Annotated in this window: 31 protein-coding genes; 13 read left to right on the top strand and 18 right to left on the bottom strand. The window is 73.9% G+C overall.

What is annotated here, in order from left to right; translation table 11 throughout:
- The first annotated feature begins 6 nt into the window (after positions 1 to 6).
- A complete protein-coding gene (locus tag AB4039_RS10770; protein WP_266844750.1) occupies positions 7 to 924 on the top strand; it encodes an NAD-dependent epimerase/dehydratase family protein in 918 nt (305 codons plus the stop codon).
- Positions 921 to 1,583: a spherulation-specific family 4 protein gene (locus AB4039_RS10765; RefSeq protein ID WP_266844748.1), complete on the top strand. Its 663-nt coding sequence runs from the start codon at positions 921 to 923 to the stop codon at positions 1,581 to 1,583. The genes AB4039_RS10770 and AB4039_RS10765 overlap by 4 nt, the downstream gene beginning before the upstream one ends.
- A 22-nt stretch (positions 1,584 to 1,605) precedes the next feature.
- Here AB4039_RS10765 and AB4039_RS10760 read toward each other — a convergent pair whose 3' ends face one another.
- Both AB4039_RS10760 and AB4039_RS10755 read right to left on the bottom strand, forming a co-directional pair.
- On the bottom strand, positions 1,606 to 2,460 hold the full coding sequence (locus tag AB4039_RS10760) for a 2OG-Fe(II) oxygenase (RefSeq protein WP_442270572.1): 855 nt from the start codon (positions 2,458 to 2,460) through the stop codon (positions 1,606 to 1,608).
- Positions 2,461 to 2,800: 340 nt separating this feature from the next.
- Complete coding sequence (locus tag AB4039_RS10755) at positions 2,801 to 3,205, bottom strand: hypothetical protein (RefSeq protein ID WP_266844745.1); 405 nt, start codon at positions 3,203 to 3,205, stop codon at positions 2,801 to 2,803.
- 421 nt (positions 3,206 to 3,626) lie between these two features.
- On the opposite strand from AB4039_RS10755, the gene AB4039_RS10750 reads away from it, so the two are divergent.
- The 3 genes from AB4039_RS10750 to AB4039_RS10740 are packed head-to-tail and all read left to right on the top strand — an operon-like array spanning position 3,627 to position 7,107.
- On the top strand, positions 3,627 to 5,303 hold the full coding sequence (locus AB4039_RS10750) for an FAD-dependent oxidoreductase (RefSeq protein WP_442270571.1): 1,677 nt from the start codon (positions 3,627 to 3,629) through the stop codon (positions 5,301 to 5,303).
- Positions 5,300 to 6,757 carry an ATP-binding protein gene (locus tag AB4039_RS10745; RefSeq protein WP_266844741.1) on the top strand — a complete coding sequence of 486 codons (1,458 nt, stop codon included), beginning with the start codon at positions 5,300 to 5,302 and terminating at the stop codon, positions 6,755 to 6,757. Before AB4039_RS10750 ends, AB4039_RS10745 begins: the two co-directional genes overlap by 4 nt.
- On the top strand, positions 6,754 to 7,107 hold the full coding sequence (locus AB4039_RS10740; RefSeq protein ID WP_442270570.1) for a UBP-type zinc finger domain-containing protein: 354 nt from the start codon (positions 6,754 to 6,756) through the stop codon (positions 7,105 to 7,107). The genes AB4039_RS10745 and AB4039_RS10740 overlap by 4 nt, the downstream gene beginning before the upstream one ends.
- Positions 7,108 to 7,169: 62 nt before the next feature.
- On the opposite strand, the gene AB4039_RS10735 is transcribed toward AB4039_RS10740, so the two are convergent.
- Complete coding sequence (locus tag AB4039_RS10735; RefSeq protein ID WP_266844737.1) at positions 7,170 to 7,406, bottom strand: chaplin; 237 nt, start codon at positions 7,404 to 7,406, stop codon at positions 7,170 to 7,172.
- Between the two features lie 173 nt (positions 7,407 to 7,579).
- Positions 7,580 to 8,047 carry an ATP-binding protein gene (locus AB4039_RS10730; RefSeq protein ID WP_266844735.1) on the bottom strand — a complete coding sequence of 156 codons (468 nt, stop codon included), beginning with the start codon at positions 8,045 to 8,047 and terminating at the stop codon, positions 7,580 to 7,582.
- 365 nt (positions 8,048 to 8,412) lie between these two features.
- On the opposite strand from AB4039_RS10730, the gene AB4039_RS10725 reads away from it, so the two are divergent.
- The gene (locus AB4039_RS10725; protein WP_266844733.1) at positions 8,413 to 8,760 is read left to right on the top strand and encodes an STAS domain-containing protein; all 348 of its coding nucleotides are present in this window, start codon (positions 8,413 to 8,415) and stop codon (positions 8,758 to 8,760) included.
- A gap of 94 nt (positions 8,761 to 8,854) precedes the next feature.
- On the opposite strand, the gene AB4039_RS10720 is transcribed toward AB4039_RS10725, so the two are convergent.
- From AB4039_RS10720 to AB4039_RS10685, 8 genes are all read right to left on the bottom strand, one after another.
- Complete coding sequence (locus AB4039_RS10720) at positions 8,855 to 9,361, bottom strand: hypothetical protein (protein WP_442270569.1); 507 nt, start codon at positions 9,359 to 9,361, stop codon at positions 8,855 to 8,857.
- Between the two features lie 94 nt (positions 9,362 to 9,455).
- Positions 9,456 to 10,388, bottom strand: coding sequence for a 2-dehydropantoate 2-reductase (locus AB4039_RS10715; protein ID WP_266844729.1), 933 nt, complete (start codon positions 10,386 to 10,388; stop codon positions 9,456 to 9,458).
- Positions 10,385 to 11,362 carry a DMT family transporter gene (locus AB4039_RS10710; protein ID WP_442270568.1) on the bottom strand — a complete coding sequence of 326 codons (978 nt, stop codon included), beginning with the start codon at positions 11,360 to 11,362 and terminating at the stop codon, positions 10,385 to 10,387. Before AB4039_RS10710 ends, AB4039_RS10715 begins: the two co-directional genes overlap by 4 nt.
- Before the next feature lie 105 nt (positions 11,363 to 11,467).
- On the bottom strand, positions 11,468 to 12,205 hold the full coding sequence (locus AB4039_RS10705) for an ArsR/SmtB family transcription factor (protein WP_442270567.1): 738 nt from the start codon (positions 12,203 to 12,205) through the stop codon (positions 11,468 to 11,470).
- A gap of 105 nt (positions 12,206 to 12,310) precedes the next feature.
- A complete protein-coding gene (locus tag AB4039_RS10700) occupies positions 12,311 to 12,865 on the bottom strand; it encodes a hypothetical protein (protein WP_442270566.1) in 555 nt (184 codons plus the stop codon).
- Positions 12,866 to 12,904: 39 nt separating this feature from the next.
- On the bottom strand, positions 12,905 to 13,579 hold the full coding sequence (locus tag AB4039_RS10695) for a YoaK family protein (protein ID WP_442270565.1): 675 nt from the start codon (positions 13,577 to 13,579) through the stop codon (positions 12,905 to 12,907).
- 122 nt (positions 13,580 to 13,701) lie between these two features.
- Entirely contained in the window at positions 13,702 to 14,088 is a 387-nt protein-coding gene (locus tag AB4039_RS10690) for a VOC family protein (protein WP_266844720.1), read from the bottom strand.
- Positions 14,089 to 14,138: 50 nt separating this feature from the next.
- Positions 14,139 to 14,534, bottom strand: a complete 396-nt coding sequence (locus AB4039_RS10685) for a hypothetical protein (RefSeq protein WP_266844718.1) — start codon at positions 14,532 to 14,534, stop codon at positions 14,139 to 14,141.
- Positions 14,535 to 14,641: 107 nt separating this feature from the next.
- Between AB4039_RS10685 and AB4039_RS10680 the strand changes: the two genes are divergently transcribed.
- Positions 14,642 to 15,202, top strand: coding sequence for a SixA phosphatase family protein (locus tag AB4039_RS10680; protein ID WP_266844716.1), 561 nt, complete (start codon positions 14,642 to 14,644; stop codon positions 15,200 to 15,202).
- 167 nt (positions 15,203 to 15,369) lie between these two features.
- The gene (sigJ, locus tag AB4039_RS10675) at positions 15,370 to 16,320 is read left to right on the top strand and encodes an RNA polymerase sigma factor SigJ (protein ID WP_442270564.1); all 951 of its coding nucleotides are present in this window, start codon (positions 15,370 to 15,372) and stop codon (positions 16,318 to 16,320) included.
- A gap of 63 nt (positions 16,321 to 16,383) precedes the next feature.
- Here sigJ and AB4039_RS10670 read toward each other — a convergent pair whose 3' ends face one another.
- A complete protein-coding gene (locus AB4039_RS10670; protein WP_442270563.1) occupies positions 16,384 to 16,899 on the bottom strand; it encodes a cupin domain-containing protein in 516 nt (171 codons plus the stop codon).
- A gap of 124 nt (positions 16,900 to 17,023) precedes the next feature.
- Here AB4039_RS10670 and AB4039_RS10665 point away from each other — a divergent pair, with 124 nt between their 5' ends.
- The gene (locus tag AB4039_RS10665; protein ID WP_266844711.1) at positions 17,024 to 17,911 is read left to right on the top strand and encodes a LysR family transcriptional regulator; all 888 of its coding nucleotides are present in this window, start codon (positions 17,024 to 17,026) and stop codon (positions 17,909 to 17,911) included.
- 19 nt (positions 17,912 to 17,930) lie between these two features.
- Here the strand turns inward: AB4039_RS10665 and AB4039_RS10660 are convergent, their stop codons facing one another.
- The 4 genes from AB4039_RS10660 to AB4039_RS10645 form a co-directional block, all read right to left on the bottom strand.
- Positions 17,931 to 18,488: a pyridoxamine 5'-phosphate oxidase family protein gene (locus AB4039_RS10660; protein ID WP_266844709.1), complete on the bottom strand. Its 558-nt coding sequence runs from the start codon at positions 18,486 to 18,488 to the stop codon at positions 17,931 to 17,933.
- Between the two features lie 124 nt (positions 18,489 to 18,612).
- Positions 18,613 to 19,212 carry a TetR/AcrR family transcriptional regulator gene (locus AB4039_RS10655; protein WP_266844708.1) on the bottom strand — a complete coding sequence of 200 codons (600 nt, stop codon included), beginning with the start codon at positions 19,210 to 19,212 and terminating at the stop codon, positions 18,613 to 18,615.
- Complete coding sequence (locus AB4039_RS10650; protein WP_442270562.1) at positions 19,209 to 20,699, bottom strand: MFS transporter; 1,491 nt, start codon at positions 20,697 to 20,699, stop codon at positions 19,209 to 19,211. The genes AB4039_RS10655 and AB4039_RS10650 overlap by 4 nt, the downstream gene beginning before the upstream one ends.
- A 178-nt stretch (positions 20,700 to 20,877) precedes the next feature.
- Positions 20,878 to 21,411: a cupin domain-containing protein gene (locus AB4039_RS10645; RefSeq protein WP_266844704.1), complete on the bottom strand. Its 534-nt coding sequence runs from the start codon at positions 21,409 to 21,411 to the stop codon at positions 20,878 to 20,880.
- A 359-nt stretch (positions 21,412 to 21,770) separates the two neighbouring features.
- Between AB4039_RS10645 and AB4039_RS10640 the strand changes: the two genes are divergently transcribed.
- From AB4039_RS10640 to AB4039_RS10625, 4 genes are all read left to right on the top strand, one after another.
- Positions 21,771 to 23,420 carry a hypothetical protein gene (locus AB4039_RS10640; protein WP_442270561.1) on the top strand — a complete coding sequence of 550 codons (1,650 nt, stop codon included), beginning with the start codon at positions 21,771 to 21,773 and terminating at the stop codon, positions 23,418 to 23,420.
- 281 nt (positions 23,421 to 23,701) lie between these two features.
- Positions 23,702 to 23,854, top strand: coding sequence for a hypothetical protein (locus AB4039_RS10635; RefSeq protein ID WP_442270560.1), 153 nt, complete (start codon positions 23,702 to 23,704; stop codon positions 23,852 to 23,854).
- Between the two features lie 152 nt (positions 23,855 to 24,006).
- The gene (locus AB4039_RS10630; RefSeq protein ID WP_266844699.1) at positions 24,007 to 24,171 is read left to right on the top strand and encodes a hypothetical protein; all 165 of its coding nucleotides are present in this window, start codon (positions 24,007 to 24,009) and stop codon (positions 24,169 to 24,171) included.
- A 198-nt stretch (positions 24,172 to 24,369) separates the two neighbouring features.
- A complete protein-coding gene (locus AB4039_RS10625; RefSeq protein WP_266844698.1) occupies positions 24,370 to 25,740 on the top strand; it encodes an FAD-binding oxidoreductase in 1,371 nt (456 codons plus the stop codon).
- Between the two features lie 199 nt (positions 25,741 to 25,939).
- On the opposite strand, the gene AB4039_RS10620 is transcribed toward AB4039_RS10625, so the two are convergent.
- Positions 25,940 to 26,170: a hypothetical protein gene (locus tag AB4039_RS10620; RefSeq protein WP_266844697.1), complete on the bottom strand. Its 231-nt coding sequence runs from the start codon at positions 26,168 to 26,170 to the stop codon at positions 25,940 to 25,942.
- Positions 26,171 to 26,412: the final 242 nt, after the last annotated feature.

The following is a 26,412-nucleotide window of genomic DNA, read 5'->3' as shown; positions in this document are numbered from 1 at the left end:
CACGTCATGCGCATTCTCGTCCTGGGACGCACCGGCTATCTCGGCGCGCACGTCGCCGACCGGCTGGGCGCCCTGCCGGATGTACGGGTCCTCGACGCCGGGCGCTCGCCCGGCGCCGGGTTCGGCATCGACCTCGCCACCGACCGGACCGAACGGCTGGCCGGGACCCTCGCGGGGGCGGCTCCCGACGCCGTGGTGAACTGCGCGGGGGCGACCGGCGGTGACCCGGTCACCCTCGCCGAGGTCAACTCCCGCGGCCCCGCCGTGCTGTGCGCGGCCCTGCGGGAGGCCGCCCCGCAGGCCCGCCTGGTCCACCTGGGCTCGGCGGCCGAGTACGGGCCGGGCGCGTTCGGCGTCCGGGTGGGGGAGTCGGCGGCCACCCGTCCCGTCACCCCGTACGGAGCCACCAAACTGTCCGGCACCGTCACGGTGGCCACCTCCGGCCTGGACGCGGTGGTGCTGCGCGTGGGAAACCCGGTCGGGCCCGGCGCACCGGCCACCGGTCTGCCCGGCAGGCTCACGGCCCTGCTGCGGGAGGCCGGGCAGGACCCGGCGGCGGTGCTGCGGCTGGGCGACCTGTCCGCGTACCGCGACTTCGTGGACGTGCGGGACGTGGCCCGAGCGGTGGAACTCGCGGTCACCGCCCCCGGTCCGCTGCAGTCGGTGCTGAACATCAGCACCGGCGAGGCCGCGCCGGTACGTGAGATGGTGCACGGACTGGCCCGTCGGGCGGGCTTCCGGGGGCGGATCGAGGAGAACACGGGTGGCGCCCCCGGCTCGGCCCGCTCGGCCGAGGTGTCCTGGCAGTGCTCCGACGTCACTGCGGCGGCCCGGGTACTGGGGTGGCGTCCGGCCCGTCAACTCGACGACATGCTGGCCTCGTTGTGGGAGGCGGCCAACCGGAGCGGCAGCCCCGCGCGATGACCCTGCTGGTTCCGCTGTACGTGCATCCGGCGGAGGACCCGGGGGCCTGGGCGCGGCTGATCGGGGCCGCGCCCCGGACCTACGCGGTGGTGCTCAACCCCGCGAGCGGTCCGGGCCCGCGCCCCGATCCGGCGTTCACGGCGGCCGCCTCGGCCCTGCACGCGGCCGGCGCCCGGCTGCTGGGATACGTCGACACCGCGTACGGGCGGCGGGACGGGGCGGAGGTCAACTACGAGATCCTCCGCTACCGGGAGTGGTACGGGGTCGACGGCTGCTTCCTGGACCGGGTGACCGCGGAACGCCGGGGGCTGCGCGCCTGCCGCCGCCTGGTCCGCTCGCTGCGCAGCCTGGGGGCGAGCACCGTCGTCCTCAACCCGGGCGTCCACCCGGACCCCGGCTACCTCCGCCTGGCGGACCTGGTCGTCACCTTCGAGGGCGACTGGACCACGTACGTGTCGGCGTTCAGCCGGCCCGGGTGGACCGCCCGCCACCCGCCGGAGCGCTTCTGCCACCTCGTCCACGGGGTCCCCGAGGCCCTCGTCCCGCTCGCGGTGCGCACCGCGGGCGAGCGCGGCGCGGCGGTCTCGGGCCCGGTCACCGGCCACCTCCCCAACCCGTGGACCGAGCCGACCCCGGCCCTGACCACCCCCGGCACCTGACGTCCCGCCGGGCGGCCCCGCCTCACCCCGCGGCGGGGCCCTCGGCGACCCGGAGGGTGGCGGCGCCGGCGCAGGGCAGCGGGGCGGAGCCGGCGCCCTCGTGGTCCGCCGCGGCCCCGCGGAGCGGGCGGGTGCCCTCGGCGGCGCCCGCCAGCCACCGCCAGATCCGGGCCCCGGCGCCGGAGGGCCCCGGCGCGGACCCCCGGCCGGAGATCCACGTCGTGAGGGTGAACCGGTGGTCGGCGAACCGCCTGCTGGGGCAGGTTGACGGGACGACCTCGTGGAAGGCGGCGGAGGGGAAGAAGACGATCGTGTCGTGCTCGGGCTCGATCGTGCGGTAAGTCTCCGCCGGCCGCGCCCGGTGGCCGTCGACCACGGTGTCGTGGAGGCGCAGCTGGCCGCCGCCGAAGCCGCGGGGCCGGCGGTGGAGGTAGTAGACCGCGGACACGGCCGTGCTCACGTCTCGGACCCGCGACGCGTCGGTGTGCATGCCGTAGTGTCCGCCGTCGCCGTGCGCCGTCAGGACCGTCAGGGACCGGTCGAGCGCGGCCCGGTGGCCGAGGGACTCCCGGACGAGCGGCAGGCAGTCGGCGAGGTGCCGGCTGAACACCTCACTGGTCACGGGAAGCACCAGCGAGTCCCTCCCCTTGTGGGACTCCTCTCCGGTCAGGGGGTCCAGCACGGTCCCCGCCGTGAAGTCGCTCTGTCGCCCGATCGCGTACTCCAGCAGGGCGTCGGCGCGTTCGGCGCCGAGGAAGTTCTCGAAGCGGCACACCGGCGCCGGTATCACGAGCGCCGGGGACCACCGGTCGGAGGGAGGGAGGACCCGGGTGCCGATTTCCGTCGCAGCGGCCGGTTCTTGCGCGAATCCGCTCATGGCCCGGAACCGTACGCGCGCCGCGGGCCACGGCGAAGGAGCACAGGGGGGCGCACGGGGGAACGTCCACGGTGCCCACGCCGGCCGGATCGCCCGGCTCACGCCCGAGGGCCGGCTCGACGAGTTCCCGCTCGACTCGGGCTGCTGCGGCCCCTCCCTCATCACCGCGGGCCCCGACGGAGTCCTCCGGTTCACCCAGCTGCACACCGACCGGATCGGCCGCCTCGACACCGGGGGAGATCCTGCGCCTCGTCCGCGGCGGAACGTGATCCCCGCGCACCGCGCACCGCACTCCGCCCGAGCCCGACCGGCCGGCGCCGGACCGGCCGTGCCGAACCGGTCAGGCGGCCGTGAAGAAGCCCTCGGGCACGCCGTCCAGGATGAACCCGTTGTCGAAGCGGACGCGGAGCGTCACGCGCAGCCGCTGCTGCCGGTAGGCGGTCCACTCGGGCTCCAGGGCCGCGATCTGCTCTTCGAGCTGCTTCCTGCTCTGCGTGGGCATGTCCCGGCCGAAGGAATCGAGCAGCGACGCGAGCCGCTCGTACTCGCGGGCCCCCCGGCCCGGCCGGTCGTGCCGGACGACCCGTTCCACGGTCCCCCGCGTGCCCGCCGCCAGCCACAGGGACCCCACGGCGCCGCCCGTCGATCCCTCCGGGCCTTCCTCCGGGGCGTCCGTGATCGCGACGCTGTCGCTCAGCCGGGTGTCCGCCGCCAGCTCGACCCGCAGGCCCTCTTGGAACGTCATCGGTACTTCATCCCTCGGATCGGTGCACGCTGCCCGCAACCCCGGGCGGTGCCATTATCCGTACCGGAGCGCTCGGCTACGGCGGGGCCGCCGGCCGCGCCCGCACCAGGGCGCCGTCCCGGGCCGCGATCCGGCCGCCGCGCAGGACCACGTCGCGCCCCGGCACGTCCACCACGGCCCGGGGACGCCCGCGCCCCCGACGGGCACGAAGCCGGCCGGGGCACCCGGGGCGAAGCCCGCGCGCGCCGGTCCCCTCACATCGGCGCCGCCTGGGCGGCCACGGCGAAGCAGGACGTACCCGCCCGTACACGGTCCGGGGCGTCCCACGGCGAACCGGGACGATCGAACATACGATGGGCGCAACCGGCGCGGGCGGCTCGCCGTGCCGCCGGACCGGGACGCTCGGGCGGGTGGGAGACGTATGGCAGAGGTCGCCGACACAGCGCGGACCGTCATCCTGACCGTGGACGACGACCCGGGAGTCTCGCGCGCCGTCGCCCGCGACCTGCGCCGACGCTACGGCGCCACGTACCGCGTCGTACGCGCCGAGTCCGGGGAGTCGGCGCTGGAGGCGCTGCGCGAGCTGAAACTGCGGGGTGACCTGGTGGCCGTCATCCTGGCCGACTACCGCATGCCGCAGATGAACGGCATCGAGTTCCTCGAACGGGCCCTCTCCGTGTACCCGGGCGCTCGGCGCGTCCTGCTGACCGCCTACGCCGACACCAACGCGGCGATCGACGCCATCAACGTCGTCGACCTCGACCACTACCTGCTCAAACCCTGGGACCCGCCGGAGGAGAAGCTCTACCCGGTCGTCGACGACCTCCTCGCCGCCTGGCGCACCAGCGACTACCGGCCCGTGCCCGCCACCAAGGTGGTCGGACACCGCTGGTCGGCGCGCTCCTCCGACGTGCGGGAGTTCCTGGCCCGCAACCAGGTGCCCTACCGCTGGTACTCCTCCGACGAACCCGAGGGGCGGCGCCTGCTGGAGGCCGCCGGGGCCGACGGGGAGCGGCTCCCGCTGGTGATCACCCCGCAAGGGGCCGTGCTCGTCGAGCCGGGGGCGACCGAGCTGGCGGCCCACGTGGGACTCGCGACGACCCCGGCCGCCGCGTTCTACGACCTCGTCGTGATCGGCGGCGGTCCGGCCGGCCTGGGCTCGGCCGTCTACGGCGCGTCCGAAGGGCTGCGCACCGTACTCGTCGAACGGTCGGCGACCGGCGGGCAGGCCGGGCAGAGTTCCCGCATCGAGAACTACCTCGGCTTCCCGGACGGCGTGTCGGGCGCACAGCTCACGGACCGCGCCCGCCGCCAGGCCGGCCGGTTCGGCGCCGAGATCCTCACCGCCCGTGAGGTCACCGGGCTCGAGGTCAACGGCGCCTCGCGCGTCGTCCGCTTCTCCGACGGCACGGCGGTCGCCGCGCACAGCGTCATCCTGGCGACCGGCGTGTCGTACCGCCAGCTCCACGCACCGGGCTGCGACACCCTGACCGGCTGCGGGGTGTACTACGGCTCCTCCCTCACCGAGGCCGCCTCCTGCCAGGGCCAGGACGTCTACATCGTGGGCGGCGCCAACTCCGCCGGACAGGCCGCGATGTACCTGGCACGGGGCGCGAAATCGGTGACCCTGCTGGTGCGCGGCGAGTCCCTGAGGGCGTCCATGTCCCACTACCTGATCCAGCAGATCGAGGGCGCCGCGAACATCACGGTACGGACCCGGACCGTGGTCGACGAGGCCCACGGCGACGGGCACCTGGAGCAGCTGACGCTGCGCGACGTGGACACCGGCACGTCCGAACTCATCGACGCCCAGTGGATGTTCGTGTTCATCGGCGCCGCCCCGCTCACCGACTGGCTCGACGGCACGGTGCTGCGAGACGAACGCGGCTTCATCCTGGCCGGGCCGGACCTCACCCCCGACGGACGGCCGCCCGCCGAGTGGGAACTGGACCGGCCGCCCTACCACCTGGAGACCAACATTCCCGGCGTGTTCGTGGCGGGCGACGCCCGCGCCCAGTCCGCGAAGCGCGTCGCGTCCGCCGTCGGAGAAGGAGCCATGGCCGTGATGCTCGTCCACCGCTACCTGGAGCAGTCGTGAGCGGCCGGGCCGTGCCCTGCGCCCCGCAGGAGATCGCCACGCTGTTCCTGTTCGAGAAGCTCACCCCCGAGCAGCTCGGGAGGCTGTGCACCGAGGGACGGGTCGAGTGCTTCGACCCCGGCCCGGTGTACACGGAGGGCGAGCCCGCCACCTGCTTCTACGTGATGATCGAGGGCACCGTCGTGCTGTACCGCCGGGTCGGCGGCGACGACGTGGAGGTGAGCCGCACCTCCCAGCGCGGGGTGTACTCCGGCGCCATGCAGGCCTACCTGGGCGACCGCGTCCCGCAGCTCTACACCAACTCCATGCGCGTGACCGAGCCCACCCGGTTCTTCGTCCTGCCCGCGCAGTCCTTCGCCGACGTCATGCGGGAGTGGTTCCCGATGGCCGCGCACCTGCTGGAGGGACTCTTCTTCGGCTCGAAGAACACCCAGCGGGCCATCGGACAGCGCGAACGGCTCCTGGCCCTCGGCTCGTTGTCCGCGGGACTCACCCACGAGCTCAACAACCCGGCCGCGGCGGCCGTCCGGGCCACCGCGACCCTGCGGGAACGAGTCGGCAAGATGCGGCACAAGCTGGCCGTCATCGCCCGGGGCCCCTACTCCCGCGAGGCGCTGGCCGAGCTCATCGACATCCAGGAACGCACCGCCGAACGCGTGGCCAAGGCACCGGTACTGAGTCCCCTGGAGGCGTCCGACCGGGAGGACGAACTCACCGACTGGCTCGAAGACCACGGCATTCCGGAGGGCTGGCGGATCGCACCGACCTTCGTCCAGGCCGGACTGGACACGGACTGGCTGGAACAGGTCGCGGCCACCGTGGCCGAGGACATCCTGCCGGGTGCCATCGGATGGCTCAACTACACCGTCGAGACCGAGCTGCTGATGGACGAGATCGACGACTCCACCACCCGCATCTCCCACCTCGTCGACGCGGCCAAACAGTACGCGCAGCTCGACCGGGCCCCGCACCGGTCCGTCGACGTCCACGAACTCCTCGACAGCACCCTGCTGATGCTGTCGGGCAAGATCGGCAACCGCATCCGGGTGGTCAAGGAATACGACCGCTCCCTGCCCGACGTGCCCGCCTACCCGGCGGAACTCAACCAGGTGTGGACCAACCTCGTCGACAACGCCGTCTTCGCGATCGGGAGCACCGGCGGCGACGGCACCCTGACCGTCCGCACGGCACGCGAGGGCGACCGGCTGCTGGTGGAGTTCCGCGACACCGGCCCGGGCATCCCGGCCGACGTCCGCGGCCGCATCTTCGACCCCTTCTTCACCACCAAACCGGTCGGCGAGGGCACCGGTCTCGGCCTGGACATCTCCTGGCGGATCATCGTCAACAAGCACCACGGCAGCCTCCAGGTCGAGTCCGCGCCGGGCGACACCCGCTTCCAGGTACTGCTGCCGCTGACCACCCCGGAACCCGAGACCACCGAGGAGCCCGTATGACCGGCATCGACGGAATCGACCCGAACGTCCCGCCCACCGGCACCGGCTGCGCCGAATGCGAGAGGGCGGGCGGCTGGTGGTTCCACCTGCGGCGCTGCGCCCAGTGCGGCCACATCGGCTGCTGCGATTCCTCACCCGCCCAGCACGCCACCGCCCACTGGAAGTCCAGCGGCCATCCCCTGGTGCGGAGCTTCGAACCGGCCGAGGACTGGTTCTGGGACTACGACGGCGCCGAGCTGTACGCGTCCGGCCCGGACCTCGCGCCCCCGGTCGCGCATCCGGCGGAGCAGCCGGTACCGGGCCCGGCCGACCGGGTCCCCGAGGACTGGACACGGTTGCTGCACCGCTGAACGCCCGCCACCGGGGGCCGTCGGGGTGSGGACAGGTCCGCGCCCCGACGGCCACACCGCGATCAGGTGTTGATGCAGGCGTTGCCGGCGGCCGGGTTGAGGGCGCCGATGATGTTGATGCTGTTGCCGCAGAGGTTGATCGGCACGTGGATGGGCACCTGGATCACGTTGCCGGAGAGGATGCCGGGCGAGCCGACGGCGATGCCTTCGGCGTTGGCGTCTGCGATGGCGGTGCCGGTGGCGCCGAGGATGCCGGCCGCGGCGAGGGCGGCGGCGGCGATGGCGGTGCGGATGCGCATGTCACTCCAATGTCGATGACGGAACGTCGAAGCAGGATCACACCGCGTGCGGGGCCCTCCCGTCGGGCATTCACCCGACCCGGGCGTGTTGCGGAGCTCAGGGTGACGCGCCCGTCGTGCCGGGCGCCCGGGGCCGGGCCGGGAGCGGCCGGTCCCCAGGTCAGTGGCCCCGGTCAGCGGCCGGTGGACCTGCCCGACGTCAGTCGCGACGCCTCGATCTCGGCCCACACGGCCTTGCCGTCCTCATGGGTGCGGGTGCCCCAGCGATCGCAGACGCGCTCCACGATGTACAGGCCGTGGCCGCCCGGGAGGCCGGGCCGCGGGGCGGGCTGGCGGCGGGGAGGGGTCGTCGAGCCGTCGAAGACCTCGATCCGCAGGAACTCGCCGCCCGTGAGGGCGAGTTCGGTGCAGCCCCCGGCGTGCAGGGACGCATTGGCCAGCAGCTCGGAGACGACCAGCAGGGCGTCTTCGGAGGTCTCGGTCCCGTCCCAGCCCCAGTCCCGCAGCGCCTGGCGCGTGAAGTCGCGGCCCTTGGCCACGTGGCCCCGGACGCCGGACAGGGCGAGCCGGCGGCGCTGCCGCACGACGGGGGGAGGCCCGGTGGGCAGCGGATCGCCGGTTGCCGTGCCGATGGCCTCCATCGTGCCCTCCCACCCCCACCCGTTGACGCCGGTCTCCGGACGTCTCGTGTACCCCCCGCGCCCGGGAACATCCGGGAATGCCGGTGACAGTGTAGGCGACCACCGGTGTCAGCGGGTGGCCGTGCGCATCCTCAGTGTGAGGCCGCCGTCCGAGGGGTGATCCCGGCCCGGCCCGGCGGCATCGCCGACCGCCCGGACTTCCACGTCCCGCCCTGCCGTTCTCTCACACCTCCTCCAACCGCCTTGCGGGGAGGCGCTGTCGGGCCGCCGGAGCCGGCCGGCGCGGCCCTCGGTGCCCTCGTCGGGCCGATGAACAGGCATACTCGCCTCCGGGGGCCTTGCAGGTGACGATCCGGGAGGCGTACATGGCCGGGGCACGGGACACGGACCACGACGGCGTGGTGGCAGCACGCCGCGCGGCCGGAGCCGGATGGGTGGTGACCGCGCGCGGGGAACTCGACCAGGACACGCTGACCCCTCTCCGGGAGGCGCTCGTCTCCGCCGCCGACCGGCATCCACTGGTGGTGCTCGACGCCGCGGGCGTCACCTTCGGCGACTCGTCGTTCCTGAACCTGCTGCTGCAGGTGCACCAGATGACGGCCCTGCGCATCGCCGCCCCCGGTGACCGGCTGCGCCGCCTCTTCGCCCTCACGGGCGCCGACACGGTGCTGTCCCTCCACCCGGACGTCGAGGACGCCGTCGGCGGGCCCTGACCGCCCCCACCGGTTCCTGTTCCGGAGCGGTCATCGGCCCGGCCGCCGCGGTCGTGTGCCCCGCGGCCCCTACGGAGCGTCCCGCGCGGGTGCCTCAGTAGCGCAGCGCCGTGCCCGTCTGCGCCGTCACCGTGCCGGACAGCTTGTGGGTGCTGCGGGCCGTGCCCTGCCCGGTGCCCTTCCCCGGGACGTCCGCCACCGTCACCACCACCGTGTCCAGGAGGTTGCCGCCCTCGTCCTTGAACTCGACCTGCACCGCGAAGGACTTCTTGCCGTCATCGGTGTTGCGCACCGTCACGGGGACCGTCGTGTACCCGTCGCCCTCGGTCGCGACCGGGCCCAGGGTCACCTGTTCCTTGGCGTTGACCCCGTCCTTGACCTCGGCCAGTTTGTCCTTCGCCACGGCGGCCGCGGACGCGGCGGCCTTCCCGGCCTCGGCGGCGGCCGACGAGACCGCCTCGCCCGCGGACTTCACCGCCGCGGCGGCGCTCGACACGGCGCCGGACGGGCTGCCGCCGCCGTCCGAACAGCCCGTGGCGCCGCAGGCCATCACCGTCAGCAGCACGCCTGCCGCACCGCGCCTCCACACGTCCGCCGCCACCACGCCTCCAAGGGGTTCCGGGCCTCCCAGTCAACGGCCCGGCGGCCCGGATGCCCAGTGGTCCGCGCATCCGGGTGAGGCGCCGGCCGCCTCGTCACAGGGGGCGGACCGCCGCGCGGCGGTGTTCGTGGACGCGCAGGTGGAGGGTGGCGAGGTCCAGCAGGGGAGTGGACACGCCCAGCGCGCGGGCGCGGACGGTGAGGTCGGTCAGGACGTGGTCCGCCTCCGTGCGGGCCCCGGCGACGAGGTCACGGTAGAGGGAGGGCGTGAGCGGGGAGCCGGGGGTCGTGACGGTCGCCCGGGTGAAGGCGAGTTCGGCCTCGGGCACGGGGTGACCGGCCGCGCGCGACACCGCCGCGGCCTCGGCCAGCAGGGCGGGCCCGAGCGCGGCGCCGCCGGGAACGGCGTTGATCTCGCCGACCGTGCCGCGCATCAGGCAGGTCAGGGCGACCAGGGTGGAGATGAACACCCATTTGTGCCACATGGCCGCGACGATGTCCTCGGTCGCCGGTGAGTCGATTCCCGCCTCGGTCAGGATCCTGCGGATCCCGTCGACCCGTCCGGAGGGCCGGGCGTCGGTCTCGCCGGTCAGGATGACCGCGGGCGGCGCCATGCGCAGGATGTCGCCCTCCGCGTTCAGGGTGGTGACCACCTTCGCGACCCCGCCGAGGACCACCGCGTCCCCCAGGGCCGCGACGAGCGCGTCGAGGTGGGCGATCCCGTTGAGCAGGGGGATGACGGCGGTGTCCGGGCCGACCGCGGGCGCGATGTCGGCCAGCGCGGCGTGCAGGGCGGTCGCCTTCACGGACAGCAGGACCAGGTCGTAGGGGCCGCCCGGGGCGTCGGCCGTCACCAGCCGGGGCGCGAGGCGGAGCTCCTCCCCTTGGCCCTCGACACGCAGGCCGCGGGCTTCCAGGGCCTTGGCGCGCGCGGGCCGGACCAGGAAGGAGACGTCCTGGCCCGCCGTGGCGAGCCGGGCGCCGAAGAAGCCGCCGACGGCGCCCGCGCCGACCGTGAGGATCCTCATGAGGACTGCCTTTCGTGGGAGGGAACGTGGGTGGGAAGGGGAGCGGCACCGGGAGCGTGGTCCGGTCCCTTGCGCGGGGAGCGGGGCACGTAACGGGAGACCGCCACGCCGGCCAGGCAGAGCGCCCCGCCGAGGAGGGTCAGCCAGGCCGGCACCTCGCCCAGCAGGGCCCAGCTCAGCAGGACGACCACCGCCGGGACGGCATAGGTCGTCGCACCCAGCTTTCCGGCGGGCATCCGGGCCAGGGCGTAGGTCCACGCGGTGAAGGCGAGGGCGGTCGGAACCACGCCCAGGTAGACCATGTTCAGCGTCGCGGACACGGGTGCCCCGGGCAGTTCCGTGAGCAGCCGGCCGCCGAAGGGCAGGCAGGCCACGGTCCCGGTCAGGCAGCTGAACGCGGTGATCTGCAGGGGTGTTCCGTGCGAGAGCGCGGGCTTCTGGGCGATGACGCCGGTCGCGTAGGCGACCGCCGCGAGCAGGCAGAGCACGACTCCGAGCACCGGGGTGGAGCCGGCGTCACCGGAGGACATGGAAAGGCCCACGACCACCGCGCCGGCGAAGGACACCGCCATGCCGGCCAGCAGCCGCGGAGGCAGCGCCTCGCCGAGGAACCGGGCCGCGAGCAGCGCCATGAGGATGGGGCCGGTGTTCACGAGCAGGGACGCCGTCCCCGCGTCGACCAGCCGCTCCCCCCAGTTCAGCGCGACCGTGTAGCCGCAGAACCATACGACGCCGGACAGCAGGATGCCGGGCAGGGCCGTGCGGGGCGGCAGGCCCTGACGGCGTACGAGGAGCAGGACGGCCAGCGTCAGCGAGGCGGCCAGCAGCCGTCCGAGGGCCAGGGCGCCGGGGGAGTAGGCGGCGCCCGCGCTGCGGATGGAGACGAAGGCCGAGGCCCAGGCGAACACGGTGAAGGAGACGGCACCGACCGTGAGGAGGCCGGCGGGCAGGAGGGGGCGGGAGCGGAACGTCATGCGCCCACCCTAGAGGCTGAACATTTCGGTGTCGACCGAAATGTTGATGGACATTGCTCCCGCCATTGCTCCCGCCATCGCTTCCGGCATGCCCCCGGAGGGGATTCAGCTCCACGCGTCAGGCGTGATCCCCAGGAGCCCGCCGAAGGCCCGCTCCCCGGCCGCGGTGACCTCCAGCGCCCGCCCGCCGCCCTCCGCACGCACCACCCACCGCCCCTCCAGGGCCCGCGCGCGCAGCCGGGCCCCGGCCAGGCCGCCCAGGTGGCGTCGCCGCTCGGTCCAGTCCAGGCAGGAACTGACCTGCGGCCTGCGCCCCCCGCCGCCGAGGTCGACGCCGGCCGCGGCGCACCAGGCCCGCCCGTCGTCCGTCAGCTCGAACACGCCGTCCGTGCGCAGCAGCCCGCGCCGCTCCATCGCGTCGGTCACCGCCATGCCGAGCCGCCCGGCGAAGTGGTCGTAGCACGTCCGGGCGCGGGCCAGCGGGTCGGGCGCGGCGACCACCGGGACGGCGTGCGCCGCGTCCCGGCCGGGGATCGCGTACGAGGCGAGCGCGTCGACGAGGCGGGCGGTCGCCGCGTCGGCGATGCGCACGTAACGGTGCCGGCCCTGCCGCTCGGTGACGCAGATGCCCGCGTCGAGCAGCCGGACCAGATGGCCGCTGACGGTGGACGGAGCCACGGCGGTGATCCGGGCCAGCTCGCCCGCGGTCCAGGCGCGCCCCTCCAGCAGGGTCATGCAGATGGCGGCCCGCGTCTCGTCGGCCAGGGCTGCGGCGAAGGAGGCCAGGCGGGCGGCGGGGGCCGGTGCGTCGTCCGAAGGCGTACCGAAAGGCAGTGTGTTCATCCCTCCAGAATGCCCCATCGCTTCGGCAATCGCCGAATGATCGGGTGCTCCCGGAGGCCGACTCGGGGCTCAGCAACCGGCCGTCCCCGCTCCGGGCGGCGGGGTTCAGTGCCCGGCGGCGGCCTTGACCAGGGCCACGGACAGGCCGATCGCGGCGTCGAGGGCACCGGCCAGCAGGGCGACCGTCGGACCGCTGCCCATGCGGACCCCTCCGTACCACCCCCAACCGAAGAGGCTGGCGACGTTCACCCCGGCAGCGGCGTACAGGGCCGTCGTCAACTCCATCACGCCGAGGGCGGCCGAGCAGATGAGGATCAGCGGGCCGACCGCGGACAGCAGCAGCGGGCTGCCGACCCACAGCATGCGCCGCAGCTCCGCGCCGGTGGCGAGCCGGCCGTGGACCACCCGGTGGGCCTGCTGGTCGGCGACGAGGGTCGCCAGCCACAGCCCGACGGCCGCCGTGAGCACGGTGGCCGTGGCGCCGAGCACGGCGACGTGCTCGGACGCGGCCAGGCCGATCACCACGGAGATCATCGTGATGGTCGCGTACAGCCGTTCCTTCAGCCGCGCGGCGGACGCCTCGGCCGTCGCGGTAGCGGCGGCGGCGGGCCGGTCGGACCCGGCGTCGTGTCCGTCGTCGCCGACGTCCTCGTGACCCATGGCGCCAGCGTAGACGAACGGGTCCGCCCCCTCCGGGGTTCAGCCCTCGGACCCGCCCGCCCTGGCCGCCGCCGTGGCGACCGCCGTCAGCAGCACCAGTACGAGCGCCAGCACCCACCCCGGCCCGGGCCCGGAGAGCAGCAGGCCGCCGGCGAGGGCCCCGCAGGCGAGCACCGCCACCGACAGGGCGCGCCGGGGCGCGGCCGGCCGCCGGCGGTCGGCGGCCAGACCCGTCAGCGTCCGCGTGACCACGGTCGTCGTCAGATCGGGCAGCCCGATCCGGTGCACCACCGCGTTCTGGAGCCCCATCCCGGCCGCCAGCGGAACGAGCACCGGGTACCGGCCCAGGTCCCACCCCAGAGCCGCCAGCGCCACCGCGACCAGCGCCGCCTGCCCGGCCACCAGAGGGGCGAACAGCCGGGCGGGCGGCCCGTCGCGCCGCCACCACCCGCCCGCCGCGGCTCCGCCCAGGAACGCGGCCAGGGCCGTCGCGGACGCCGCGGCCGACAGCCCGGCCGCACCGCTCAACGCGAAGCCGAGGAAGACCACGTTGCCGGTCATGTTCGCCACGAACACCCGGCCGAGCCCGAGGAAACTCACCGCGTCGACCAGACCGCTGGCGAACGTCAGCACCAACAGCAGCGGCCCCAGGTGCGCGTGGGCGTGCCCCTCGGGGAAGAGCCACCCCCTCGGCCGGCGCCGCTGCGCGCTCACCCCGTGCCCCTCCGGGAGGGCCCCGCGTCGGCGTCCATGCCCCCCAGTGGATCATCCGGGCGCGGGGGCCGCGACCGGCGCGTGCCCCGCCGCCGTGGCTCCTTGGCCGTGCCCGCGGCCGCTCAGGGGCGAAAACGCAGCGGATGGTCCGCGGGCACCTCCACGACGGCGATCCGTACGCCGTCCGGGTCGGCGATCCACATCTCGATCAGCCCCCAGGGCTCGCGCACCGGGGGCCGCAGCACCTGCGCACCCCGGCCGCTCAGCTCCTCGTACGCCGCCCGGACGTCCGCCACCTGCAGCCACAAGCGGAGTCCGGGCGCGGGCGGTTCGTCGGCGCGGCCCGACACCTCCAGGAAGCCGCCGCCGAGGAAATAGACCGTGCCCCGCTCGGGACCCGTGCCGAACTCGCGGTAGACGGCGAGACCGAGCGTGTCGCCGTAGAAGGTCCGCGACCGCTCGGGATCCGTGGGACGCAGCAGAATGCGGCTGCCCAGTACGTGCACCATGCTCCGGACTCCCCTTCGCTCACCCGCGCTCCCGACAGCCTGGCACGCCCCTACGGCCCCTCGTCGTAGGTGCCCGCCTCGATTTCGAGGGCCAGTTCCTGGAGCACCTCGATGGAGGAGAGGTCCGTACGGCCGTTGTCGTGGGCGATGGCCAGGCTGGTGAACGCCAGGCTGAATCCCGAGACCATCGTGTGCAGGGCCGGGCCCAGTGCCTGGGCCACCAGGGCCGCCACCTGCTGCGGGGAGGCGTCGGCGGGGACGCTGATCGACGGCAGCATTTCGTTCAGCAGCGTCGTGGCCACACCGGCCGTGGCCGCCGGACCGTCCCCGTGGCCGTCTCCGGAGTCCTCACCGGTGGCGTCCTGTCCGCTTTCGACGGCCCGGCGGATGTCCTGGGCCTCGGTGAGGATGCCGATCACCCGCTTGAGTACCTCTGCGCGTTCCATCCTGCGCAGCGTAGCCCCGGGCCTGTCGAGCGCGTGTGAGGGTGCGCACCTTCCCGGGCCACCGCACCATGACCGTGTACCCGTACCCCGCGGCGAAGGAGACGGCCATGCCCTCGGGCCCCGCGCCACACACGACGTCCTCGGCCCCCGCGGGGGCCTCCGGGTGCCGGCTGCTGCTGGTGCGGCACGCCAAGGCCGTGCCGAAGAAGGAGTCGGTCGAGGACTTCGAGCGTTCCCTGAGCGAGAGCGGCAGGGCCGACGCCGCCCGGACGGGCCGGTGGCTGGCGGAGTCCGGACTCGCGCCCGGCCTGGTCCTGTGTTCCCCGGCGCGCCGCACGCGGCAGACCTGGCAGCTGATGGCCCCGGCGCTGGCCGACCCCCCGGACGCCGTGCACGACGAGCGGCTGTACGGCGCGGCGCCGAACGCGATGGTCACCGTACTGGCGGAACGGGCGGCGGGGCTCGGGTGCGTGGCCCTGATCGGCCACAATCCCGGCGTGCAGGAGATGGCTTCGGCGCTGTGCGGGTCCGGCAGCCCCGAACTGCTGGAGGCACTCGGGGCGGGCTTCCCGACGGCGGGGGTCGCCGTCGTGGACCTCGCGGGCGGCTGGGACGCCCTGACCCCCGGCACGGGGACCCTGACGGCCTTCTGGGCACCGGGCCGCTGATCCGCCCCTTCCTCACGCGGTCCGCGTACCGGCTCCTCCGGGCGGCCCCGTACGGGTGATGATCGTCCGAGCGCGACGGACAGGGCGCGCCGGCCTGACATTTCGCGGCCGTGTTCCGTCGAAGACGGTGGAACGCACGCAGACCGAACGAGGAAGCCGACGAGACCATGACCACCCGATCCCACCGCGAGCCCGAGGCCCCCACCGATCCGGCCCTGAGCGCGATCATGAGCGAGCGCCGGCAGCTGATCAACCTCGCCTACCGGCTCCTCGGCTCCCTGGCCGAGGCGGAGGACGCCGTGCAGGAGACCTACACCCGCTGGTACGCCATGTCCCGCGAGCAGCAGGAGGCCATCGAGTCGCCCGGCGCCTGGCTGACGAAGGTGGCCGGCCGCATCTGCCTCGACGTGCTCGGATCGGCGCGGGCGCGGCGCGAGAGCTACGTGGGCGAGTGGATACCGGAGCCGCTGCCCGACCGCGCCCAATGGGCGGCCGGGCAGCCCGGTGACGGCGGGGGATACCCGGCGGACCCGGCCGACCGGGTCACCCTGGACGAGTCGGTCGACATGGCCTTCCTGGTGGTACTGGAATCGATGACCCCGGCCGAACGGGTCGCGTTCATCCTGCACGACGTCTTCCGCTACCCGTTCGCCGAAGTGGCCGCGATCGTCGGCCGTACGCCGGCGGCGTGCCGGCAGCTGGCCGCGTCGGCCCGCCGCCGCATCGGCGCCGCACCGGCTCCCGTGTCCCGGCCGGCGGAGCGGGCGGGCGTCATCAGGGACTTCAAGCAGGCGTGGGAGGCCAAGGACATCGCCGCCCTCGTCGCCCTGCTCGACCCGGCGGCCACGATGACCGCCGACGGTGGCGGCCGGGTCGGCGCGGTGCTCCGTCCGGTCGTGGGCGGCGAGCGGATCGCCCGGTACATCGTGGAGATGGCCGGCCGGGCCCCCGCACCCGGCCTGAACCTCCTGGAACGCTCCGTCAACGGCAGCCCCGGTCTGGTCGCCCAGTACGGCGGTGCCACGGTGACGGTGGCCGCGTTCGCCGTCGCGGACGACCGGATCACGCACATCTGGGTGGTGCGCAACCCCGAGAAGCTCCGGCCGTGGAGCGCGTGACGGGGCTCTGCGGCGCGGGTCTGCCCGGACCGAGGACATCGCCCGCGCCCCCGGCCGCCGTCGTCAGGCGCGGTCGACGAAGTGCACGTCGTACCGCTCCTGTTCGGGGAGCAGGTCGTCGAAGGACTGGAGGCCGTGCTGGACGCGGCCGAGCGCCCGGAAGTAGTCGAACCGCTCGACCGCGGGGCCCAGGACGGCCAGCAGCTCGGCCGGTCCGTCCGCCGTGGCGCCGAAGGCGTGCGGCACGCCCGGCGGGATCAGGACCGTGCCCCCCGCGCCGACCGTCTCGACGGCGCCGTCCAGCCGGAACTCCACCGTGCCGGCGAGTACGTGGAACAGCTCCGCCGAGCGGGCGTGGAAGTGCGGCCGGGCGCCGGCCGCGCCGGACCCCAGGGCCAGTCGGTTGGCGCCGAGCGGGGCGCCGTCCGTGAGCAGCGTGAATCCGCCGCCGTGCGGCAGGGGCACGTACTCGGCGTCCTCCGCCCGGACGACCACCGCCACCGCCACCGCCACCGCCGTCGCCGTGGCCGTGGCCGTGGCCGTTCCCGTGCTCCGCTTCCCGTCCGCCGTCATGTCCATGGATCCTCTCCTCCGTACCGGTTCGACGCCTCCATTCGACCCGGGGAAGAGGCCGCGAACCAGAGCCGTTTGCGCACTGCGGCGATCATCGATCGTGACGAATGGACGCATGAGGGGGAGCGGGATGGAACTGCGGCAACTTCGGTACTTCGTGGCGGTGGCGGAGGAGGGCGGTTTCGCCCGCGCCGCCGAACGGCTCCACATCGTCCAGTCCGCGGTCAGCCAGCAGGTGCGCCGCCTCGAACGGGAACTCGGCCTCACCCTCTTCGAGCGGTCCACCCGGCGGGTGTCCCTCACCGTGGCCGGCGAACGGCTGCTGCCGGAGGCGAGGGCGGTGCTCGACGCCGCCGAGCGGACCCGGCGCGTGGCGGCGGACCTCGCCTCCGCGGGCACCGGCACCCTCCGCCTGGGCACCGTGCGCGGGCCGGGGCAGAGGGTCTACCGACTCCTGGCCCGCCTGGCCGAACTGGCCCCGGAAGTCCGGGTGCGGGTCCGGAGCCTGGCGGTCTCCGAGCGGCTCGCCGCCGTCCGCAGCGGAGCCCTGGACGCCGCCCTGGTACGCGCCCTGCCCGCGGCCCCCGGTCTGGAACTGTTCCCGCTCTGGGAGGACCCCTTGTACGTGGCCCTCCCCGCCGGGCACCCGGCCGCCGCCCTGCCGCGGCCCGCGCTGGGGGACCTGGCGGACCTCCCGCTGCGGCTGGCGGCCCGCGAGCGCAACGCGCCCTTCCACGACCTGGTGACGGCCGCGCTGCGGGCGGCCACCGGAGCCGCCCCGCCGTCCGGTCCGCCGTTCACCGACCTCCAGGACACCCTCACCGCGATCGGGGCGGAAGGCGAGCGGGCCCCCTCCTGGACGGTCTTCTACCGGGTGAGCGGCCTTCCCGAGGTGGCCGGCACGGCCGTTCGCCCGCTGGCGGCCCCGGGCGTCACGACCTCGCTCGCCGTCCTGCCCGGCCCACCGGGGGCCGCCCTGCGCGCGCTCCTGGCGGCGGCGGCCCCGCCCGGCGCCTGACGGGGCGGGGGGCCGCCGCTCAGAAGGTCCACCGCGTGTGGCTGTAGACCCCGTCGTCCCGGCCGAACCCGTACGCCGTGTCCGGAGCCACCGCGAACACCGTCACGTCGCCCCTGCGGAAGGCGTCCCCGATGCCGTGGAAGGTGCCCTCGGGCGAGGTGATGTGCGCCCCGTACTTCGCCTCGTACGCGGCGATCACCTCCTCCAGCACCGACGGCTCGGAGACCGGCTCGGCCTTGCCCTCGACGACGAGGTCGAGCCCCGCGGTGAGCGAGTTCCCTCCGGTGGTCAGCGCGCAGTGCCCGTCACGGGCGAGGTTCTTCGCCTTCTGCTCGTCCGGGCCGGTGGAGAAGTACAGCACGCCCCGGTGCCAGGCGGCGATCACGGGTGTGACGTGCAGCCGTCCGTCGGGCCGTACCGTGGACGCCCAGAAGATCTCGGCGGCCTCCAGGTGCCGCTGGGCCTCGGACCATTCGGTGGCGGTGACGTCCGCGGCCCCTGGGCGGGGACGGAGCGCGGAGCTGTAGCGGGCGTCGAGTTCGGTCGTGGGCTGCTTCGAGGGTTCTCGTGTCGACATGGCGGATCTCCTTCCTCACGCCACCAACGACCGTCGGCCCGTACCGAAACCCTCGGGCGCCCGACACCACCCTCCTGGCGCCTCCCGGCGCCGTCCTTCCCGCGCCGCTTTCGGGGCGGCGGGGTCAGGAGCCGTCGATGAGCCGCTGGAGGCCGGGCGCGTACAGGTCCGCCAGCCGGTCGGCGCTGGTGCGGGCACCCGCGCCGTCCGGCCGGTGCAGGCTGAGCGTGGCGCCCAGCCCCAGCAGCTGGCCCGCGATCAGTTCGGCCCGCAGCTGTGCGTCGGGGCCGGTCAGGGACGCGGCCAGCCGGTCGGTGACCTGCTCGCGGAAACGTGCCCGCAGCAGGGTGCGCTCGTCCTCGATGCCCAGGGAGAACACGACCCGCAGCAGCGGGTCACCGCGGAACCGGTCCCGCAGCTCGACCATGGTCAGGACCAGGTGCCGGCCGAGCGCGGCCGGCGGCGCGGCGAACAGTTCGTCGGCGGCGGTCCGGAAGTCGGCGACCGTGTTGAACAGGGCCTCCTTGCTCCCGAACCGCTTCACGATCAGGGACGGGCTCACCCCCGCGGCGGCGGCGATGCCGCGCATGGTGACCTCGGCGTACGGCCGCAGCGTGAACGCCCGGCGCGCGGCCCGCACGATGGCGTCGCGTCCGGTCTCGGCGCCCGACGCCCCGTCGGCCGTGGCCGACCCGGTCGGGGTGGATTCGTCGGTGGTGCTCATGCGCTCTCCCGGGCGGCGGTCACGGACGGTGTCACCGTGACCGTACCGCCCCGCCCGCCGGTGGCCCGTGGGGCACCGGCTCCCGGCCGGTCCGACGGCAGGAACAGCGTGGCGACGAGGGCGGCCAGCGCCGCTCCGGCGGCGATCAGGAAGATCAACAGGTAGGCGTGCAGGGTCGGGGCGGTACGGCTGCCGGCCACGAAGGTCACGTGGGCCAGCACGGCGGCGACCACGGCACTGCAACAGGCCTGGCCGACCGAACGCATCAGGGTGTTCAGCCCGTTCGCGGAGGCCGTCTCGCTCACCGGCACGGCCCGCATGACGAGGGCGGGCAGCGCCGAGTAGGCGATCGCGGTCCCGGAGGCGACCACGGTGGCCCCGGCCACGATCAGCCAGAGGCTGTGGCTGGTGAAGAAGCGGAGCACGTAGCCGACCGCCATGACGACGGCGGCGATCGCGAGCGCGGCACGGGGCCCGTAGGCGGCGGAGATCCGTGCCGAGACGGGGGAGAGGGCGACCATGGCGAGGCCGCCGGGCAGCAGGCACAGGCCGCTGACCACGAGGGAGGCACCGAGCCCGTACCCCGTGCTGGTGGGTTCCTGCACCAACTGGCCGGTGACGAGGGAGTTCGCGTAGAAGGCGAAGCCGATCAGCAGGGCCGCGACATTGGTCAGCAGGACGGCGGGCCGGGCGGAGACCCGCAGGTCCACCATCGGGGAGCGGGTGCGCAGTTCGAACCGGCCCCACAGCAGGCCCACCGCCACGGACCCGCCGAGCAGCCCGAGCGTGCGCGCGGAGCTCCAGCCCCAGTCGGCGCCCTGGGTGATCGCGAGCAGCAGTCCGACGAGGGAGCCCGCCAGGCCGAGGGTTCCCAGGAGGTCGAAGCGTCCGGGGGAGCGCACGGGGGACTCCGGGACGATCCGGAGCACCAGGAGCAGATCGAGCAGACCGAGGGCGGCCGACGCCCAGAACATGGTGTGCCAGTCGAAGTTCTCCATGACCACCGCGGCCACCGGCAGGCCGATCGCCGCACCGATGCCGAGGGTCGAGCTCATCAGCGCGATCGAGGGGAGCACCCGCTCGGCGGGGAGCTCGTCGCGGATGATGCTGATGCCCAGGGGGATCACCGCGAGGGCCGCGCCCTGCAGGGCCCGGCCGGTGATCAGGACGCCGATGTCGGAGCTGACCGCGCACAGGACGGAACCGAGGGTGAGCACGCCCAGCGAGGCCAGCAGCACGCGCCGCTTCCCGTACATGTCACCGACGCGGCCGAGCACGGGGGTGAAGACCGCGCCGGTGAGGAGGGTGATGGTGACCAGCCAGCCCGCGGCGCCGGGACTCGCCCCCGTCAGCTCGGGTACGTGCGGCAGGAGCGGGACCACGAGGGTCTGCATGACGGCGACGACCATGCCGCAGAAGGCGAGGACGGGGACGACGAACCGGGATCGGGCGGAGGCCGGACGGGGGGCGGGTATCGCGGAGGGCATGCTGCTCCAGACGGGTGGCGAGAGCGGGCGCCGGGTGAGTGCACAACTGTTCACCCCATGGGTAAACGACTGTACACCCGGGGGTGAACGATTGTGCACCCCCTCGGCGCACCCCTCGGCGCACGCCTTCCGTGCGTCCCGACCCTCCCCGGTCCCGGTGGTCGGCTCCGTCCTCCGGTCAGACCGCGGCGTTGGCAGGTCCGGCCGGCTCGGCCGGCTCGGCCGGGCGGCAGTAGCGGCGGATCAGCTCCGGATGCCCCGGGAACCGCCGCAGCAGGTCGTCGACCCGGCCGAGGGTCATGTCGGCGAAGTCGAATCCGGGCGCGACGGCCTCACTGATCAGCCCGTGGTCGCCCGCGGCGAGGTGCGAGGCCTTCCAGACGCCCCCGGGGACCGCCAGCGTGAGGACGTGTCCCCGGCCCGGGTCCTGGCCGAGGACGGCGGTGGTGTGCCGGCCGTCCGGGTGCAGCAGGTGGTAGGTGACCGGATCGCCGTGGTGGTGGAAGTGCAGGATGTCGGAACGGTTCAGGTGCCAGTGCCCGATCGGCGACCAGTGGGTGAGCAGGTAGTGGATGGACGTCATCGTGTAGCGGTCGCCCTCCGGTGTCCGGATCGGGGGGCGGTGGTCGGCCTGGAAGGTCCGCCTGAAGTACCCGCCCTCCACGTGCGGCTCCAGGCCGAGGGCGTCGATCCAATCGTGTGCCGCGGGCACGGTGTCCTCCTGTGGTCGGGTGTCTGACCGGACCGGTGAACGGCCCACGGCGTGCGGCCGTCGGATTCACGATAATGGATTCGGATCGAGGATGAACCGAGCCTTCCCCGCGCTCTCCCGGTCCAGAGGAATTCGAGAAGAGATCCAGCGATATTGCGGTGGGAATTTCCCTTCCGCCCGTATTCTCGGTCCCGTGCTCGATGCCCATCTTCCCACGCAGGGCGCTCAATCCAGCACCGTCGAATTTATCTGAGGGCTAGCGTCCGAACGTATGCCGGACACCACGTCCTCAATTCACGGCGACATCGAACGTGTGGTGCGGCGGACGGCTGCCGCCAGGTGGAACGGATGGAATTCGAATGGAACGGGAAACGAATACCCTGACCGTCAGACGGCCCGAACGCCACGTGGCACCGCCGGCCGACGGCCCGGTCTCCTTCGCGGCGACCACGGTCGAGGTGACCGCCGCCCCGGAGGACGGCCCCCACCTCCTGCACCGCGCGGCCCGGCGCCTGTGCGAGGCCGCCGGCCCGGGAGCCGTAGCGGTCGCTGCCGGGGGTGAACTCACGGCACGCCTCGGACCGGGCCTGCAGGCATCGATGTTCGTCTCCACCGAGATGCGCGGCGCCGGTGCGGGAACGTCTCCGCTGCGCCTGAACCTCCGCCTCTCGGGCCGCGGCGCGGCACCGTCGGCGGCCTCGCTGGACCACTGGGCCGAGATCTGGCACCGCCAGCCCTTCTCCGCGCCCGAAGTGGAGCGGGTCGCGGGCGAGCTGCCCCTGATGAGTGCCGCCGTCGGGCGCCTGCGCCACGGGAAGCCCCTCGCGGGCTTCGCGGTACTGGTCACCGGGCACTTCCTGACCGACCTCGTCCACCTCGTCGGCTGCCTCGCCGAGCTCGGAGCCCCGCTGGACGCGATGACGGTCCTGCGCAAGGACTACGCCTACCAGTGGCGCCACCGGGTCCACGGCCACCTCGTCGATCAGGGCGTACGGGTCGTCGACGCCACCGATCCCCGGGCCGTCGAGGAGCACACCGGCCGCGCCCGCCGGCTCGGCCTGCGCTGCCTCGCCCTGGACGACGGCGGCTACGTCGCACCGGCACTGCTGGACCGGGCCCGTGAAGGTTCCCCGACGCCCGCCGGAGCGGGAGTCGGCGCCGGTGGCGGCCGGGCGTCGGACTGGGCGGGAGTGGTGGAACAGACCATGTCCGGGATCTACAAGCTCCGGGGCCGCGAGAGGGAGCTGCCCTTCCCGGTGTTCTCGGTCGCCCAGTCCCGGCTCAAGGGGCGCATCGAGTCGTACTGGATCGCCGAGAAGGCCGTCACCACGGCTCTGGAGCTGCTGCCCGTCCTGAAGATGGAGGGACAGCCCGCGCTGGTCATCGGCTACGGCAACGTGGGCTCCCAGATCGCCGCCCTCCTCACCCAGCGCCGCATGCGGGTCGCCGTCCACGACGCCGACATCCTCCACCTCATCGACGCCCACGAGAGCGGCTACGTCACGGACCGCGACCTGGCCACCCTGCTGGAACGGCACGAGCCCCTGCTGGTCTTCGGAGTCACCGGTCGCACCAGCATGTCGACCCGGGAGTTCGAAGCCATCCGGCGCCCCGCCTACCTCGCGAGCGTCAGCAGCCGCGACATCGAATTCGACCTCCCCGCACTCGACGCCCTGGCCGCCCGGAACCCGGCGGCCCGCTCCGTCACCGGCCCCTCGTCCCGTACCCACACGCTCCCCGGCGGCGTGGACGTCACCGTGCTGGCAGGCGGCCGGCCGGTCAACTTCCACGAGACGGACAGCATCAGCAACCTCCACTCCGACCTCGTCTACGCCGGCATGCTCACCGGAGCCTGCGCCGTCGCCACCCGGCAGGCCCCGCCCGGACTGGACCGTTCCTGGGCCGATGCCGTCCTGGAGGAATCCGGCCTCCTCCAGGACTACTACGAGCGCTACGGCCCCACCGCCACGGCCCGCCCGGCCCCCTGGCAGGCGGCCGGCCGCCGCTGACCCACCCCGCCGCCGATACCGACGGGCGGCCGCCCGCATCCGGCCGACCGGTACGGCCGCCCGTTTCAGCCGACGGGTACGCCCGCCGGACCGTCCCGGCGGGCCGGCGCGCGGTCCACCACGGGCAGGACCCGTGCCCCAGCCGTCAGGGAGTCGGCGCGGTGGTGGGCCCACCACCCGGCCGCCCCCGCCCCGACTCCCGCGCACCGGCGGGCCGGCCTGCTCCGCGCCGGTGAACTCCCGGGCGCCGCCCACACCTTGCGGCAGTCCGTCGGCACACCGTGCCACCCGCGGAACGCTTCGACGTCGACCGGGCCGCCGCCCGGCTCCGGGACGCCCTGGGCGAACCGGAGTACACCCGCGCCCGCACCACCGGCCACGACCACCCGGAACGCCCCGCCGCCGCGCTGAACGACGTGTCGTTCGCACGGTGAACCGGGACGGCCGGGCGGGTGACGCGGCGGCCGTTCCTGCGCGCCGGCGCGCGGGAGACGGCTACAACCGTCCTGTGACCCCCTTCCGTTCGCACGCGCACGGCGCACGGCCCTGCCGGAGCCGCCGAAGGACCGTTCCGACGGCGGCAGTAGTGGCGGTCTGCCTGGCCGCATGCCTGTCCCTCTTCCTGTCCGCATCGTCGCTCCGCCCGCCGGCCCGGGCCGACGACCCCTGCCCGTACGACGCCGGGAAACCGCTGATCCTCTCGAACGAGCAGTACGCGAAGTGCTTCGGCGGGCCGGCCGCCCGGGCGTGAGGCGTCCCGCCCCGCGCGGAGCCGGTCGCACGGCCCTTCGGAGCACCCGACCGTCGGACGGTGCTCCGGGCCGCTCAGCGAACGCCCGATCACGTCCCCGCTTGAGGGATGGCCCCATCGGCGTAGCGTGAAAAGAGACGCCCGGGACCCCGGCGGTCGGCGCCGGTGTGCGCGCGGGTGCTGCGAGGAGCGTCGGCCATGGCAAAGATTTCCCTGGACCAGCTGCGCGAACGGGTGCGCGGCGCGGTCGTGACCCCCGAGGACGCGGCCTACGACGAGGCGCGCAAGGTCTACAACGCCATGATCGACCGGAAGCCGGCGGTCGTCGTGCGTTGCGCCGGTGCCGCCGACGTCATGGCGACGGTCGACTTCGCCCGGGAGAACGGGATGGACCTCGCGGTGCGCGGCGGCAGTCACAGCGTGCCCGGTTTCGGTACCTGCGACGACGGCGTCGTCGCCGACCTGTCCGGGATGCGGGGAGTCCGCGTCGACCCCGGTGAGCGGACGGCGCGCGCCGAGGGCGGTGCGACCTGGGGCGACTTCAACGCGGCCACGCACGTCTTCGGCCTGGCGACGACCGGCGGGATCATATCCACCACCGGTGTCGGCGGGCTCACCCTGGGTGGCGGCATCGGCTACCTCAGCCGCGGCCAGGGCCTGAGCTGCGACAACCTGATCTCCGCGGACGTGGTGACCGCCGACGGCCGGCTGGTGGTCGCCAGCGAGGACGAGAACGAGGACCTCTACTGGGCGTTGCGCGGCGGGGGAGGGAACTTCGGAGCGGTGACCTCGCTCGAATTCCGGCTGGCGCCGGTGCAGGACGTCTACGGCGGGCCCATGCTCTTCGAACTGGCCGACGCCGGCGCGGTCCTGCGCGGGTACCGCGAGCTCATCGCCGACGCACCGCGGCAGCTGGGCGGCTTCCCCGCCTTCCAGATCGCCCCGCCCCTGCCGTTCATCCCCGAGGACCGGCACGGGGACACCTTCATCCTGATCGTGGCCTGCTGGGCCGGCCCGATCGCGGAGGGCGAGCGCGCCGTGCAGCAGTTCCGCGAGTTCGCACCCGTGGTCGCCGAGCACGTCGGGCCGATGCCCTATCCCGCGTTGAACAGTGCCTTCGACGCCCTGGTGCCGCCGGGACTCCAGCACTACTGGAAGGCCAACTTCGTCACCGAGCTCACCGACGCCGCGATCGAGGCCCACCTGGTCCACGGTCCCCGGGTCCCGGTGGTGAACTCGACCGTGCACATCTACCCGATCAACGGCGCCTGCCACGACGTCCCGCAGGACGCCACGGCCTTCGCCTACCGGGACGCCTCGTTCGCCACGGTCATCGCCGGCATGTGGCCCGACCCGGCCGACAACGAGGCCAACACCGCCTGGGTGCGCGCCTACTACGAGGCGACCGCTCCGCACTCCGAAGAGGGCGGCTACGTCAACTTCATGGCCGACGACGACCAGGACCGGATCCGGGCCAACTACAAGGGGAACTACGACCGGCTCGTGGAGGCCAAGAGGGCCTACGACCCGGACAACCTGTTCCACCTGAACCAGAACATCAAGCCGTAGGCCGTCCCTTCGGGACCTCGCCTACGCGCCTCGGGACCTTGCCCACGCGTCGTCGTCCCGGTGTGCCCGCACCCGGATCAGCTGCGCCTCGCCCGGCGGGCGATCGAACCCTTCCTGGACTTGGACACGACTATGTGCACTTGGACACGACTATGTGCGGACCGTCTTTTCGACGGTCCGCACCGTGCGGCTCGGTTCGTCAGCAGCCGCCGTCGTCCCATCCGCCTCCGCCCCAGTCGTCATCGTTGTCGTACCCACCGTTGTTGTAGCCGTTGTCGTCGTCCCAACCCCCGCCGCCGTGGCTGTAGGTGACGGAGTGGGTGGGCATGGCCGCCGAGGCCGTACCCGCGGCGCCGAGCGCCGCGCCGCCGGCCATCAGAACACCGATGGCGGACACGGCGAAGAGCCGCTTGACTCTGAGTGCTTGCATGATTTCAGAACCCTTCTTGCAGCTGTGCCACGCGTGGCGGCACGAATTCGTTCTGCCTCCTTCCGTGAAACCGCACGGAGTTTTCCTGTGGCCGAATACATGTGAGGAGTACGCACCCGCCGTCAACGTGGCTTCGTAGAGCCACGGACCCCCTGTCGGCACGCGAATTCCCAAGCCCTCGCGCATCACTGCGGTCTGAGAGCGGATCCCGCAGTTTCGGCCGTCTTCTCCCATGCTAGCCA

The sequence above is a fragment of the Streptomyces sp. M-16 genome, from assembly GCF_052114405.1.
Classification (GTDB): Bacteria; Actinomycetota; Actinomycetes; order Streptomycetales; family Streptomycetaceae; genus Streptomyces.
Note: the sequence above shows the minus strand (reverse complement) of the source record. Positions and strands in the feature narration are given on the sequence as shown.